Origin of the sequence: Flavobacterium sp. FlaQc-57 (genome assembly GCF_044007395.1) — a bacterium.
Classification (GTDB): domain Bacteria; phylum Bacteroidota; class Bacteroidia; order Flavobacteriales; family Flavobacteriaceae; genus Flavobacterium.
In genome coordinates this window covers 1,092,332-1,106,943 of sequence record NZ_JBIPDA010000001.1, presented here as the reverse complement: position 1 = coordinate 1,106,943, position 14,612 = coordinate 1,092,332, and the positions used below count along the sequence as shown (strand labels likewise).

The window sequence follows — 14,612 nt, the reverse complement described above, 5'->3', positions numbered from 1 at the left end:
ATATGAAAATGTCAAATGTTTTTTCTGAAAGTGACTTCGAAATTTTAATTGCTACAAAAGACAGAAGCAATTTAGATTTTTTGTTGCCAATGTTTCCGTATGAACATTTTTCGGCTTTCAATTTACTGATTGTAAATCAGTCCAAAAATAAGGTTTTAATATCTGATTTTGATACTGTTAAAGTTGTTAATACAGATGAAAGTGGCTTATCGAAAAGCAGGAATAAAGCAATTGAGAATGCCTCAAAAAAAATAGGTCTGATTACAGATGACGATGTTACTTTTGCAGAAAACTTTAAAAAAGATATTCTCGCGGCTTTCGAAAAAACAACAAATGCAAGTGTAATTACATTTAATCATCAAAGGATAGGAGATTCTGAATCACAAAAAAGTTGGATTACAGCTTTTAATCATGATCAGAAAAGTATTTGGAATGTGAGTTCAATCGAAATTGCGTTTAAGTTAGACGAAATAAAGAAAAATAAGATCACTTTTGATGAACATTTTGGACTTGGTTCTTTTTTTGAAACGGCAGAAGAGTTTTTGTTTTTGAAATCAGCGCTAAATAAGAATCTGAAAGTTCGTTTTAGCTCCGAAATCATTGTTTCACATCCGCAATTTTCCTCTGGAAAAAATGAAGGATCAGATGCTTTAATTTATGGCAGAGCAGCATTATTTTATAAATTGCATGGTAATTTTGCCTATATATGGCTTTTGAAATATGTGTTTTTTTTATTTAGAAAAAAGTATATTCGATTTTCAGAAATTGAAAAAAAATATAAAACAGGATTGGCTGGAATTGCTAAACTCAAAGAACTAACCAAAAATAAACTATGACCACAAACGCTGATGTTCAATTAATAGACGTTCCAAAAATTCAGGATAGACGTGGTAATCTTTCGGTTATAGAAGGTGCAACAATTCCGTTCGTTTCAAAGCGAGTGTATTATTTATACGATGTTCCGAGTGGGAGCAAACGAGGCGGGCACGCACATAAAAAGCAGCAGGAATTTTTAATTGCTTTAAGCGGCAGTTTTGATGTTATTTTGAAAGATGGAAAATCATCACAAACCGTTACACTTAATAAACCAAACTTAGGCTTGTTAATTGTAGACGGAATCTGGCGCGAATTGCGTAATTTTTCTTCGGGAGCTGTTTGTTTGGTTCTTGCTTCAGACGAATTTGATGAAGAAGATTATATCAGAGAATATAAAAGTTTCAAACTATTTAAAAACAGATGAGCCAAATCCGAGATTTGCCATTTTAAGTTTTATCTGAATTAAAAATTGCAGTAAATAGGGAGGAAGGATTAAAAGAAATCTTTTTTTGAAGCCAATTTTTTTTAAATTAATTCCACTATAATAATAGTCAAAAAGCGTTTTGTTGGAGGCAAGTTTACTTTTAATAGCAAGCGAAAACCGATTTAAATCTAAGAAATATTTCAGATCAGAATTTGTTTTTTCAAGTTCGATAAATTTCGAAAAATCCATTTTAGATTCCAGTAAATCAGGTTTTTTAGAAAGACTGTTCTCGTCATGCGTATAGCGCACCAAAACCTGCCAAATAAATAAGACAGGATAAATTAAACCAATTCTAATCCATAAATCAGTGTCTTGACCACTTTTAATAGTAGGGTCAAAAACGCCAACTTTATCAAAAACTTCTTTATTGAAAACTGTAGCCGACGTTAAAATTGCAGATTCTTTCTTGCTTGCTTTAAAGTAGTTTACAGACTCAAAATTAGATGCTTTATTGATAGAATATTGCGCTAAAAATGTGCTTTCTGATGTTTCAATCTCGATTGCAGTTGTAAATACTTTTTGTTTAATAAAGCGAGTACAATAATCAAACATTACTTTTAAAAAATCCGGATACCAATAATCATCCGCATCAAGAAATGTAATGAAATTAGCATTTGCAAAAGTAATTCCTAAATTTCGGGCAATAGAAACACCTTCATTTTTTTTGCTGTAATAGCGTATTCGCGGATCTTTAAATTGCATTAATTTTTCTTCACTTTTATCTGTAGATCCGTCATTTATTACAATAATTTCGAAATCCTGAAAAGTTTGGTCCAAGACACTTTGTATCGTATTTTCGATAAAATTTTCTTTGTTGTATAGCGGAATTATTACAGAGAAAAATGCCATTTATTTTGATTTTAAAGTGCTATAATAGCCCAAACGATATAAGTCAAAAAGGAAAAGAGAAGGTTTGTTACTTAGCAATTGTCTTAAAAATAATGGTTTTGAAATAGTAAACGCAAAAGCAATTATCGATTGAAGATAATATTTTTTTATGATTTGATAATAATGAGAAAGTTTGACATAATCTGATGAAATAAGATTCGAATCTACCAAATTTTTTAAACCCACAACGGCTTCTTCAGATTTTCTTATAAAGGTTTCACTATTTTCAATTCCTAAATGGTAAACTGGGTTTTCAATATGGACAACCTCAATTTGACTCTGCATCAATTCAAATGAAAACAAAGTGTCTTCGTGTCTCAAATTTGGAATGTTTTCATTGAAATTAACTTTCGAAAAGATACTTTTAGAAATTAAAAAATTTAAAGTCAAAAAAGATATATATGGGTTTTTACTCCTTTCAGAAGTATTTAAAGCTTCTCTTTTGGTGCCATAAATCCATCGTAAAAGCCTGTCTTTTTGAGGTTTTTTACTTTCGTATAAAATTCCCCCATAAACTATTTTTTCGTTCGGGTTAATTTTTGAAATATAAGTTGATAGAAAATTTTGATTTACAGGAATTGTATCTGCATCTAAAAAAAGTAAATTTTGATAAATTGCTTTTCCTGCAAGTAAATTCCGGATGGCACTTCGTCCAATATTTTTCTCTAAAACAGAATAATGACAATTTTTAAATTGATTAATCTTTTGGTTTTCAGACAGGAAATATTGTGAGTAATCATCTAAGCAAATGATTTCAAAAATGATATTAGATTCCAATGCTTGCTTGTACAATGTTTCAACAAGAGAGGAAACATTGTAGTTATAAACCGGAATTAAGATGGAAAGCATTACACGCTTCTTTGCACAACTTCAAAAATTCTCTCATCTTCACATTTTAGTGTTTTCGATGGGAATTTCATCAACAAAGCATAATCATGAGTTGCCATGATAATAGTTTTACCGTTGGCATTGATTTTTTTCAATACTTCTAAAACCTCTGAGCTTGTTTGCGGATCAAGATTTCCGGTTGGTTCATCGGCTAAGATAAATTCAGGATCGTTTAACAAAGCTCTTGCAATCGCAACACGCTGTTGTTCACCTCCTGAAAGTTGGTGTGGCATTTTATTTGTAAATTCTTTCATGCCAACTTTGTCCAGAACTTCATCAATTTTGCGTTCCATTCCTTCTTTGTCAACCCATCCGGTTGCTTTAAGAACAAAAAGCATGTTGTCTTTTACAGAGCGGTCCGGAAGCAATTTGAAATCCTGAAATACAATTCCAATTTTACGTCTCAAATACGGAATATCGTTTTCTTTTAAAGTAGCCAAATCAAATTCAACAATATGACCTTCACCTTCAGTTAAAGGTAAATCACCGTACAAAGTTTTCATGAAACTACTTTTTCCAGAACCAGTTTTTCCAATTATATAGATAAATTCACCATGCTGAACATCTAAATTAATATGAGATAAAATTTTTCTTCCTTCTTGATATATAGTTACTTCTTTAAGAGACAGTACGATTTGTGACATAGTAAAATTGATTTGATTGGTAAAAGTAATAAGATAACGGTTGGATTCAAAATAAATTTCAATCATTTCTGATAAAAAAATAAACCATCTAACTAATGTATGTTAATATAAACTATAACGTCGTTAAAGACTGCAGCTTAAATTACTTACAGGGTTAAATTTGAAGTTTTTTGAAAGTTTGATAACCAATATTTTGAGGTTTGAGAAGCTGTAAAATAACTGCTAATTAAAAATTTGTTCATAATAAAAGCAAGAAACGTTTCGTTATAAACGGTATAAAATGATACATTTGAATACTAAATATAATAAAAATGCGTAAACTTTCCTGGTTCTTTTTACTCCAAATAATCCTTTTTTCGACCATAGTTTCGGCACAAAAATCAGCTATATATACTTACGATTTAAAGGATTTTGACAAAGCACTGGCTTTATATAATGACAAACAATATGCTTCGGCGCAACTTATTTTTGAACACGTAAAAAATGATGCTGCAACTGAAGAAGTTCAGTCAGATTGTGCTTATTATATTGCCAATTGTGCTATTAGAACTAATAAAGCAAATGCTGATGCTTTGATGGAAAAATTCGTTAACGATTATCCAACAAGTACCAAACAAAACCAGGCTTATATTGAAGTGGCTCAATTTTTCTTCGAACAAGGAAATTATCCCAAAGCTTTACAGTGGTTTGATAAAGTTGATGAGAGTTACATGAGCAAATCTGATTCGGATAAGTTTAATTTCCAAAAAGGATACAGTTACTTTAATGCTAAAAAGAAAAAAGAAGCGACGACTTATTTTAACAAAGTGGTCAACTCTCCTGAATTTGGCTCTCAAGCCAAATATTATTTAGGATTTATGGCTTATGAAGGTGACGATTATAAGGAAGCTACCAAATATTTTGATGAAGTTTCAGGCGAAGAGAAGTACAAAGAAAAGCTTTCGTATTATCAGGCCGATATGAATTTTAAATTAGGAAGTTTTCAGAAAGCAATTGATTTGGGACAAAAGGCTATGGCGAAATCGAATGCTCTTGAAAAATCTGAATTGAATAAAATTATTGGAGAAAGTTACTTCAACTTAAAACAATACGACAAAGCGATTCCGTTTCTAGAGCAATATGCAGGTAAAAAAGGAAAATGGAATAATACTGATTTCTATCAATTAGGATACGCATATTATGAGCAAAAAGAGTATGAAAAAGCGATTTCTCAATTTAATAAAATTATTGAAGGAAAAGATTTCGTAGCTCAAAATGCTTATTATCATTTAGGTTTGGCTTATTTGAATACTGGGAAAAAGCAAGAAGCTTTAAATGCTTTTAAAAATGCTTCTGAAATGGATTTTAATACTCAAATTCAAGAAGATGCAGCTTTAAATTATGCTAAAGTAAGTTATGAAATTGGTAATGCGTACCAAACTGTTCCTGGAATTCTACTTGATTTCCTTAAAAAATATCCCAACAATTCAAGCAAATCTGAAGTAGAAAAGCTTTTGGTTGATTCTTATATATCTTCTAAAAATTATAAAGAAGCTTTGGTTTTATTAGAGAAAAATAGATCGGCAGAAAACAAAGCTGCTTATCAAAAAGTACTTTTTTACAGAGGTTTAGAATTGTACAACGAATCTAATTATACTGATGCTGCAAAAATGTTTAAAAGTGCAGTAAGCGAGCAAAAAACTCCTGAGTTCACAGCGCGTGCTACTTTCTGGAAAGCAGAAACAGAATATGTTACAGATGATTTTCAGAATGCTTTATTGAGTTACAAACAGTTTGCTGGACAAGCTGCTGCTAAAACAACTAACGAGTATAAAAATATCAATTATAATATTGGATATACTTATTTTAAATTGAAAGAATACGATTCTGCGGCTACTTCATTTCAGGCACAAATTGATAATTCTAAAGAAGATAAAGTACGTTTGAATGATTCGTATTTACGTTTAGGTGATTGTCGTTTTGTTAATTCAAAGTACAGTGCTGCAAACGAAGCTTATGCAAAAGCGATTGAATCAAAAGGAGTTGATGCTGATTATGCTCAGTTTCAAAAAGCAATTTCTTACGGATTTATGTCTAAGAATGATAAGAAAGCAGATGAGTTGAATAACTTTCTTTTAATGTATAAAAAATCAGAATACCGTGATGATGCTTTGTATGAATTAGGAAATACTTACGCAACTCAAAAGAAAAACGATCAGGCAATTAAAACTTACGATCAGTTAATTTCAGAATATAAAAACAGTTCGTTCACATCAAAAGCAATCTTGAAGCAAGGTTTGATTTACTACAACTCAGATCGTGATGAACAAGCATTGGTAAAATTCAAAAAAGTAGCGGCAGAATTCCCAAAAACACCTGAAGCTTTGGAAGCAGTTTCTACAGCAAGATTAATTTATGTTGATTCAGGAAAAGTTGATGAATATGCAACTTGGGTACGTACTTTAGACTTTGTTGCAGTTACTGATGCAGAATTGGATAATGATACTTACGATGCAGCTTTCAAGCAATACTCTCAAAATAATAGCAAACAAGCAATAACTGGATTCATTGGTTATGTGAGTAAATTTTCAAAAGGCATGCATGCACTTGAAGCTAATTTCTATTTGGCACAATTGTATTTTGCTGAAGGATCAGAAGCGAAATCGGTTGCTAATTATCAATATGTAATCGATCAGCCCAGAAGTGAATTTACAGAGCAGTCTTTAATGAAATTGGCACAGATTTTCTTAAAAGCAAAAGATTGTGATAAATCGATTCCGGTCTTGAAACGTTTAGATGATGAAGCAGATTCTGCTCAAAATAAAAGTTTTGCACAAGCTAACCTGATGAAATGTTATTACGACAAAAAAGATTATGATAATTCGGTTACATACGCTGACAAAGTATTACAAAATGCAAAAGCTGATGCCAATGTAAAAGCTGACGCGCAGATAATTGTAGCGCGCGCGGCAATGCAAACCGGTGATGAAGATAAAGCCAAAGCTGCTTATGCAAAACTTTCGGCAACATCAAAAGGAGAACTAGCAGCGGAAGCTTTGTATTACGATGCTTATTTTAAAACTAAAGAAGGCAAATTTGACGCTTCAAATGTGTCAGTGCAAAAATTAGCGAAGAATTATTCGGCTTATAAATATTACGGAGCGAAGAGTTTGGTTTTAATGGCGAAAAACTTCTACGGATTAAAAGACAGTTATCAGGCAACTTATATTTTGGATAACGTAATTAACAATTTTACTGATTATCCAGACGTGGTTGAAGAAGCTAAAAAAGAATTAAGCGCCATTAAGTTAGAAGAGTCTAAAACGAATTCATCGATTACGAAATAAGAAGCAAGAGAATAGAACATAGAACGGAAGTCTTGTCTCTTGGTTCTTTTATCTATATTCTTTAAAGAAAAAATAATGAGTATACCCTTTTATATAGTTGATGTTTTTGCTGAAAAGAAATATGCCGGAAATCAATTGGCTGTTTTTTTGGATGCAGGAAAATTAAGTTCAGAAGAAATGCAGCAAATTGCACGTGAAATTAATTTCGCAGAAAGCACTTTTGTTACAAAGCTTGATTTAGAAAATAATAAAGCAGAAATAAAAATATTTACACCCTCTCAGGAAATGCAATTCGCGGGACATCCAATAATTGGGACTTCATGGGTTTTGATGAATAAAGTATTTAATAATTCGCCGGAGAATATAAAATTGAATGTTCCGATCGGGCCAATTGCTATTCATCAATCTGAAGGTTTGATTTGGTTAAAAGCAGCGCAGCCGAAATTCTGGGATATTTTTTCGAAAGTAGATTTTACAGTATTCAGTAATCTAGAAAATCACGATTTTGAAAATCAATTTCCAATTCAGGAAGTTACAACTGGAAGTGCTTTTGTAATGGTTGGTTTAAGTAGTAAAAGAGCACTGGAAAACTTGGTTTTAGACAAAGATAAAACGGAGGTATGGCTGAAAAACAATTGCAAAACAACGCACAGAGCGTTATACTTTTATTATTTAGAAGGTTCAAAATTGTTTAGCAGAATGTTGTGTATCGAACATAATCAATTGGTAGAAGATGCTGCAACAGGAAGTGCGAGTACCTGCTTACAAGCTTTTTTACTGAAATATTATAAACCGGAAATTGATTTAATTAATTATCAGGGAGATTATATAAACCGTCCGTCTCAAATTTATTTTAAAGGAAGTTTAAGCGAGAATGAGTTTGATATTAGAATAGGAGGAAAAGCTCAGTTTGTTGCCAAAGGGGAATGGGAAGTTTAGTCGAAAGAGAATAGAATATAGAACAAAGAGTAAAGATTTAGAAAATAAAAAATAGAGTAAAGAATAATTTGAAAATTTAGAAAAGGGAGAAGTCTATATTCTTTAATCTATTTTCTTTCCTCTCAAAAAAAAGAAATATGAAAATTAATTGCCAGAATAAAATCATCGTTTTATTATTATTGTTTGTGGTCCAGCTTTCGTTTTCTCAGACTAAAAAAGAGGAAACTATAGGAACAGAAACTGTAAATGTGGTAAAACCGTATTCGCCAACGATTTCAGATGCTTTTAAAATAAAAGAAACTCCTTCGCTTGACGATACAGGTAATCAGCCTAAAGAAACTATAAAATACAGTATTTTATCAGTTCCTGTTGCTTCAACTTTTACGCCATCAAAAGGAAAAGCTGAAGGTGTGGAGAAATCTAAAAAGGAAAAATTGTTTAACAATTACGCGACTTTAGGAGTTGGGAATTACGGAACTTTAAATGCTGAATTATTTGTGAATCAGGATTTAGGGAATAATGATTATGTGGCAGGAATGTTTCGTCATCATTCGTCGCAAGGCGGAATTAGCGGTGTAGATTTAAATGATGAGTTTTATGATACGGCTTTAAATGTTGCTTACGGCGTTAACAATCGTGATATGGCTTGGAATATTGAGTTGGGCTATCAAAATCAATTGTATAATTGGTACGGTTTACCGGCAGAATTTGGTTCGACTCTGGCAGGACAAACTCGTGATGATTTGATAAGAGGAATCAATCCCAATCACTCCTATAACACAATTTCTTTAGGTGGAAACGTGGAATTTAATGAAGGGATTTTTAGTAAAATAGCAACTAAATTTACGCACTTCTCTGATAGCTTTTCTTCGTCTGAAAATCGTTTTTATGTGAAGCCTACTTTTAAAGTTGAAGTAATGGATCAATCGATTAATACCAATATTATTGTCGATCACGTAAGCGGTTCTTTTGAGCATAATTATGCTCGCGATAATACGCAACCGCTAAAATATAGTTTAACTAATTTTGGAATTGAGCCTAGTTTTGTAATTCTTGAAAACGATTGGACACTTGAATTGGGAGCTGGTTTATTTTATGGTTTAGATTCTGAGAATAGCGGAAATAAATTTTATATCTATCCAAAAGTAAATGCATCATATAAATTAGTTGGTGATTTGATGATTTTCTATACGGGAGTAAATGGTGGCTTAGAACAAAATTCATATGCCGATTTTGCAAATGAAAATCAGTTTTTATCTCCAACGCTTAACATGAGGCCTACGAATAATCAATATACTGTTTTTGCTGGTTTAAAAGGTAAATTGGCTAATAATATCAATTACAATATTACAGGTTCATATTTGAATGAAAAAGATAAAGCATTGTTTAAAGGCAATGATTATACAGAAGATTTTTCTAATCAAAATTATGCTTTTGGAAACTCTTTTGGAGTTGTTTATGATGATGTAAGAACATTTCGTTTTTATGGAGAATTAAAAGCTGATTTTTCTCAAAATGTTTCTTTTGGAATCAACGGAACTTTTAATAGTTACAAATTTGATGGTTTAGAAGCCTGGAATTTACCTTCGATGAAATTGAGTTCAAATCTGGATGTAAACATTACAAAACAATGGTATGCCGGCTTAAATGTGTTTTATGTAGGAGAACGTAAAGACATGCAATCTAATTTGGATTTAGGTACTGATCCGGTTATAACAACATTAAAAAGTTACTTTGATGCCAATGCGCATGTTGGATATAAATACAACGAACGTTTAACTTTTTTCTTAAAATTAAACAATATCGGAAATCAGGCGTATCAAAAATGGATGAATTATCCGGTTCAGGGATTTCAGGTATTAGTTGGAGGAAATTATAAATTCGATTTTTAATTTTTTTTTAACCGCAAAGCACACAAAGATTTTTATCTGGCGTTGCCTCGATAAAACATAAAGTTCGCAAAGCTCGTTTATATGAAGCTTTGCGAATTTTGCATTTTATAATTGGTAAAAATTGGTGTAATTCGGGGTAAAAAAAAATTGCAGAAGTAAAAAACCTTTGCACCTTTGTAACTTAGCACCTCAGTACCTAAAAAAAATGGAATTCAAACAAAAAATACACTCTTATTATTTGCAAATGGTTCAGGATCGAATCGATGTTTTTAGAGACATGATTTCGGCTTTGACCGAAGATTCTAAAAATGATGCCAAAGGTTCCGCCGGTGATAAGCACGAAACGGCTTTGTCGATGATGCACATCGAGCAGGAAAAACTCACCAATAAATTAAAAGAAGCTATAACTCAAAAAGCGATTTTAGATAAAATTGATGCCTCAAAAACTACTGAAAATATTATTTCTGGCAGCTTGGTAAAAGCCAACGGAATTTACTTGTATGTAAGTGTGGCACTTCCTAAAATTACAATTGACGGTATAAACGTTATTGCACTTTCGCCACAATCGCCGCTTGGTTCTCATTTAATGGGAAATAAAGTGGGGTTTGCTTTTGAGATTAATAAAACACATTATACTATTGAAAGTGTTTTGTAAGGTTTGAATATGCATACAATCTTTGTCGATTTATGAGTGCGATTTCTCCTTACATCGAAATGACAAGATTAACTAAAACAATAATTCTGGAAGTGCTTTCTTTCTTCATTTTGTGAATCTTTCAGCGATTATGTGTTATCATAGAATTTAATTTAAACATCTCTTTAAATTCTTGTGTTTTGTGCCTTAATTGAACTCGAAATTGAAATTTATAAGTTTCGGGCTTTTTTTTGTGCTAAAATTTTACATTTTACATGTAAATTAGTGAAAATGATTTAATATTTAAACTAAAATCAATATTTATGTTTTTCAATTGTAACTGATATCGCATCTTTGCCTTATCAAAATAAAATTTACAATTAAAAATATAGAATTATGTGTGGAATCGTATGTGCCTTTGATCTAAAACAAAAAGCCGAAACCTTAAGACCTCAAGTATTAGAAATGTCTAAAATCATTCGTCACCGCGGACCGGACTGGAGCGGAATTTACAGCAATGATAAAGCAATTCTTTCTCATGAGCGTTTGGCGATTGTAGATCCAGCTTCAGGAAAACAACCTTTATTTACCGAGGATAAAAAATTGGTTTTGGCTGCAAATGGCGAAATTTACAACCACAGAGAATTGCGTAAACAATTTGAAGGAAAATATAACTTTCAAACTGAAAGTGATTGCGAAGTTATTCTTGCTCTTTACAAAGAAAAAGGACCTCACTTTGTTGATGAAATGAACGGAATCTTTGGATTTGCAATTTATGATGTAGATAAAGATGAGTATTTTATCGCTCGTGACCATATGGGAATTATTCCATTATACATTGGGTGGGATCAACACGGAACTTTTTATGTAGCTTCTGAGTTGAAAGCTTTAGAAGGATATTGTACAAAAATTGAGTTATTTCCTCCGGGACATTATATGACAAGTAAAGACGGTGAATTTGTACAATGGTACAAAAGAGACTGGACAGATTATGATGCTGTAAAAGACAACGAAACAAGTATTCCTGCAATTAAAGAAGCACTTGAAGCAGCGGTTCACAGACAATTAATGAGTGATGTTCCTTACGGAGTTTTACTTTCGGGAGGTCTAGATTCGTCTATTACTTCGGCTGTAGCCAAAAAATTTGCACAAAAACGTATCGAGTCAGATGATACTACAGATGCCTGGTACCCACAATTGCACTCTTTTTCAGTAGGACTTGATGGCTCTCCTGATTTAGCTGCTGCTCAAATTGTAGCAAAACATATTGGAACTATTCACCACGAGATTAAATTTACTATTCAGGAAGGTTTAGATGCTGTGCGTGATGTAATTTATAACTTAGAAACATATGATGTAACTACTGTTAGAGCATCAACTCCAATGTGGTTAATGGCGAGAGTTATTAAATCAATGGGAATTAAAATGGTACTTTCAGGAGAAGGTGCAGATGAGTTATTTGGAGGATATTTATATTTCCACAAAGCGCCAAACGCAAGAGAATTTCACGAAGAAAACGTTCGTAAGTTAGGTAAATTACATATGTACGATTGTTTGCGTGCTAACAAAAGTTTAGCAGCATGGGGAATCGAAGGCCGTGTTCCGTTCTTAGATAAAGAATTTATGGATGTTGCAATGCGCATCAACCCACAAGATAAAATGATCAACAAAGAGCACCCAATGGAAAAATGGGTAGTTAGAAAAGCTTTTGAAGATATGTTGCCTGAAAGTGTAGCATGGAGACAAAAAGAACAATTTTCTGATGGAGTAGGATACAGCTGGATTGATACTTTGAAAGAAGTGGTAGCCAAAGAAGTTTCAGACGAACAATTGGCAAATGCTAAATACAAGTTCCCGTTGCAAACGCCAACTTCTAAAGAAGAGTATTACTATCGTTCGATTTTTGCAGAGCATTTTCCAAGTGATGCAGCGGCTTTATGTGTACCTCAGGAAGCGAGTGTGGCTTGTAGTACAAAAATCGCTTTGGAGTGGGATGAAGCTTTTAAAAACATGAATGATCCTTCTGGTAGAGCGGTTGCCAGCGTGCACGATGATGCTTACGCAAAAGCATAAACAAGAATTTTTTAGAATTAGTATATATTATTTCCAGAAGACGTTCTCAGTATTGAGAACGTTTTTCTTGTCTAAAATTGTTAAATTCTATTGTTTCAATTACTTAAAAATGATTATTATATAATTGTTTAACTTTCTTTTTTATATTTGACGATTGTTGAAGTAAAGTTAAATGGCTGATAGTAAGATGTTGTTTTTAAATAAGATCAGAAAATATGAGTTAATTTACTGTGAATACTCAGATTATAATAGTTTTAAACTTTGCATGAGGCGAGGTTAAAAGTAAAATCAATAAAAATATAGAATAGTATGTCTGGATTGTTAGCCGTGATTGGTAAAGGAAAAGACCCGCAACTTGTAAAAGAGCTTTCTAAAAGAATGTCGCATCGTGGTCCTGATGAAAGAGATTTTCGCATTATGGAAAATGGCAGTATTATTTGCCATGAAAGTTTATCGATCATTGATTTGAAATCGGGAAAACAGCCAATTCAAGGAACTAATAAAGCTTGGATGGTTCACGATGGAGAAATCTATAACTATCAGGAATTAAAAGACACCGTTTTAAAAGAACATACATTTAGAACAAAATCAGATTCAGAAGTAATTGTACACTTGTACGAAGAATTTGGATATAATTTCTGCAATAAACTTGACGGAGATTTTGCTTTTGTAATCATTGATGGTGATAATTATATAGCAGGAAGAGATCCAATTGGAGTGAAACCTTTATATTATGGATTGGATGAAAGAGGAAGGATTTATTTTTCTTCAGAAATGAAATCAATTGCGGATCAATGTAAATCATTCTCGACTTTTCCTCCGGGACACTATTATACAGCCAAAACAGGTTTTGTAAAATACTCTGATCCTGAATATGATGATCATTCTAATGCAAATCAATCATTAGATTTAGATTTAATTCGCGAAACATTGGTAGAAGCTACACGTAAACGTTTAATGAGTGAAGTGCCGGTTGGTGTTTTGCTTTCTGGAGGTTTAGATTCGTCTTTGTTGTCATCAATCGCTTCTCGATTGTTGAAAGATAATGGTGAAAAGTTACATTCATTTTCTATCGGATTAGATGCTAATTCACCTGATAATAGTGCAGCTAGAAAAGCAGCTGAATTTTTAGGTACTGAACACCATGAAATTCATTTTACCGTAGAAGAAGGTGTTCAAATTTTAGAAAAAATTATTTATCATATTGAAACATATGATATTATTTCAGTAAGATCCGGAGTTCCAATGTATTTATTGTCTAAAGCAATAGCTGATCAGGGAATTAAAGTAATTCTTTCCGGAGAAGGAGCAGATGAAATTTTTGGTGGACATTTATATTTTAGAAACGCACCATCTGCAGAAGAATTTCAGGATGAAACTATCGAAAGAGTTCAGAAGTTATTTACAGCCGATTTATTGCGCGCAGATAAAACAACAATGGCTCACGGTTTAGAAGCTAGAATACCGTTTTTAGATACTGCTTTTTTAGATGTTGCAATTCGAATTAAAACGGAAGAAAAACAGCCAAAAACGTACGACGGAATAGAAAAGTATATTTTAAGAAAAGCATTTGATACGCCAGAAGATCCTTATTTGCCAAATGAGATTTTATGGAGGCAAAAAGAGCAATTTTCTGATGGTGTTGGATATAGCTGGATAGACCAATTAATAGAGTATTGTGCTACTCAAGTTTCAGACGAGCAATTGGCAGGAGCAAGTGTAGAATTTCCGTACAATTCGCCAACTACTAAAGAAGCTTATTTTTACAGATCTATTTTTCATAAATTTTATCCACAAGTAAGTGCTGCACAAACAGTTCGAAAATGGATTCCGAAATGGCAAGAAAACCAAGATCCAAGCGGAAGAGCCAATGCAGCTCACGTAAAAGCAGATATTGAAATTTCAAAAGTTGGAATTACGGTTTAAACTTCTATTTTTAGAAATAAAACTAAAATATATAAATCCGAAACGAACATTATTCAGTGTTGTTTCGGATTTTTTTTTGATTTTAATTTTAAAATTTAAACG

11 protein-coding genes are annotated in these 14,612 nt (G+C 32.3%); 8 read left to right on the top strand and 3 right to left on the bottom strand.

Features of this window, described 5'->3' with window-relative positions; all coding sequences use genetic code 11:
* Positions 1-8 precede the first annotated feature (8 nt).
* Together ACHRVZ_RS04685 and ACHRVZ_RS04680 are read left to right on the top strand one after the other, a co-directional pair.
* Positions 9-836: a glycosyltransferase gene (locus ACHRVZ_RS04685; protein ID WP_395421022.1), complete on the top strand. Its 828-nt coding sequence runs from the start codon at positions 9-11 to the stop codon at positions 834-836.
* Positions 833-1,240 (top strand): sugar 3,4-ketoisomerase, encoded by a 408-nt coding sequence (locus ACHRVZ_RS04680; protein ID WP_395421021.1) that lies wholly within the window; start codon positions 833-835, stop codon positions 1,238-1,240. Before ACHRVZ_RS04685 ends, ACHRVZ_RS04680 begins: the two co-directional genes overlap by 4 nt.
* On the opposite strand, the gene ACHRVZ_RS04675 is transcribed toward ACHRVZ_RS04680, so the two are convergent.
* From ACHRVZ_RS04675 to ACHRVZ_RS04665, 3 genes are read right to left on the bottom strand one after another with little or no spacing between them, the layout of a single operon-like run.
* Positions 1,223-2,149 (bottom strand): glycosyltransferase family 2 protein, encoded by a 927-nt coding sequence (locus tag ACHRVZ_RS04675; protein ID WP_395421020.1) that lies wholly within the window; start codon positions 2,147-2,149, stop codon positions 1,223-1,225. The genes ACHRVZ_RS04680 and ACHRVZ_RS04675 overlap by 18 nt on opposite strands.
* Positions 2,150-3,037 (bottom strand): glycosyltransferase family 2 protein, encoded by an 888-nt coding sequence (locus ACHRVZ_RS04670; RefSeq protein ID WP_395421019.1) that lies wholly within the window; start codon positions 3,035-3,037, stop codon positions 2,150-2,152. It lies immediately after the preceding gene.
* A complete protein-coding gene (locus tag ACHRVZ_RS04665) occupies positions 3,037-3,720 on the bottom strand; it encodes a cell division ATP-binding protein FtsE (protein ID WP_395421018.1) in 684 nt (227 codons plus the stop codon). Before ACHRVZ_RS04665 ends, ACHRVZ_RS04670 begins: the two co-directional genes overlap by 1 nt.
* Before the next feature lie 311 nt (positions 3,721-4,031).
* Here ACHRVZ_RS04665 and ACHRVZ_RS04660 point away from each other — a divergent pair, with 311 nt between their 5' ends.
* The 6 genes from ACHRVZ_RS04660 to asnB (ACHRVZ_RS04635) all read left to right on the top strand — a co-directional run bounded on the left by ACHRVZ_RS04660 (position 4,032) and on the right by asnB (ACHRVZ_RS04635) (position 14,510).
* A complete protein-coding gene (locus ACHRVZ_RS04660; RefSeq protein WP_395421017.1) occupies positions 4,032-7,046 on the top strand; it encodes a tetratricopeptide repeat protein in 3,015 nt (1,004 codons plus the stop codon).
* Between the two features lie 75 nt (positions 7,047-7,121).
* Complete coding sequence (locus ACHRVZ_RS04655) at positions 7,122-7,985, top strand: PhzF family phenazine biosynthesis protein (protein ID WP_395421016.1); 864 nt, start codon at positions 7,122-7,124, stop codon at positions 7,983-7,985.
* Between the two features lie 137 nt (positions 7,986-8,122).
* Positions 8,123-9,877, top strand: coding sequence for a TonB-dependent receptor (locus tag ACHRVZ_RS04650; RefSeq protein WP_395421015.1), 1,755 nt, complete (start codon positions 8,123-8,125; stop codon positions 9,875-9,877).
* 205 nt (positions 9,878-10,082) lie between these two features.
* Complete coding sequence (locus ACHRVZ_RS04645) at positions 10,083-10,532, top strand: hypothetical protein (protein WP_395421014.1); 450 nt, start codon at positions 10,083-10,085, stop codon at positions 10,530-10,532.
* Positions 10,533-10,907: 375 nt separating this feature from the next.
* A complete protein-coding gene (gene asnB, locus ACHRVZ_RS04640) occupies positions 10,908-12,584 on the top strand; it encodes an asparagine synthase B (protein ID WP_395421013.1) in 1,677 nt (558 codons plus the stop codon).
* A 309-nt stretch (positions 12,585-12,893) separates the two neighbouring features.
* The gene (asnB, locus tag ACHRVZ_RS04635; protein ID WP_395421012.1) at positions 12,894-14,510 is read left to right on the top strand and encodes an asparagine synthase B; all 1,617 of its coding nucleotides are present in this window, start codon (positions 12,894-12,896) and stop codon (positions 14,508-14,510) included.
* Positions 14,511-14,612 lie beyond the last annotated feature (102 nt).

Coding starts and splice junctions, on each gene's coding strand:
- asnB (WP_395421012.1), top strand. CDS start 12,894: ATGTCTGGATTGTTAGCCGTGATTGGTAAAGGAAAAGACCCGCAACTT.
- ACHRVZ_RS04655 (WP_395421016.1), top strand. CDS start 7,122: ATGAGTATACCCTTTTATATAGTTGATGTTTTTGCTGAAAAGAAATAT.
- ACHRVZ_RS04685 (WP_395421022.1), top strand. CDS start 9: ATGTCAAATGTTTTTTCTGAAAGTGACTTCGAAATTTTAATTGCTACA.
- ACHRVZ_RS04645 (WP_395421014.1), top strand. CDS start 10,083: ATGGAATTCAAACAAAAAATACACTCTTATTATTTGCAAATGGTTCAG.
- ACHRVZ_RS04650 (WP_395421015.1), top strand. CDS start 8,123: ATGAAAATTAATTGCCAGAATAAAATCATCGTTTTATTATTATTGTTT.
- ACHRVZ_RS04680 (WP_395421021.1), top strand. CDS start 833: ATGACCACAAACGCTGATGTTCAATTAATAGACGTTCCAAAAATTCAG.
- ACHRVZ_RS04665 (WP_395421018.1), bottom strand. CDS start 3,720: ATGTCACAAATCGTACTGTCTCTTAAAGAAGTAACTATATATCAAGAA.
- asnB (WP_395421013.1), top strand. CDS start 10,908: ATGTGTGGAATCGTATGTGCCTTTGATCTAAAACAAAAAGCCGAAACC.
- ACHRVZ_RS04675 (WP_395421020.1), bottom strand. CDS start 2,149: ATGGCATTTTTCTCTGTAATAATTCCGCTATACAACAAAGAAAATTTT.
- ACHRVZ_RS04660 (WP_395421017.1), top strand. CDS start 4,032: ATGCGTAAACTTTCCTGGTTCTTTTTACTCCAAATAATCCTTTTTTCG.
- ACHRVZ_RS04670 (WP_395421019.1), bottom strand. CDS start 3,037: ATGCTTTCCATCTTAATTCCGGTTTATAACTACAATGTTTCCTCTCTT.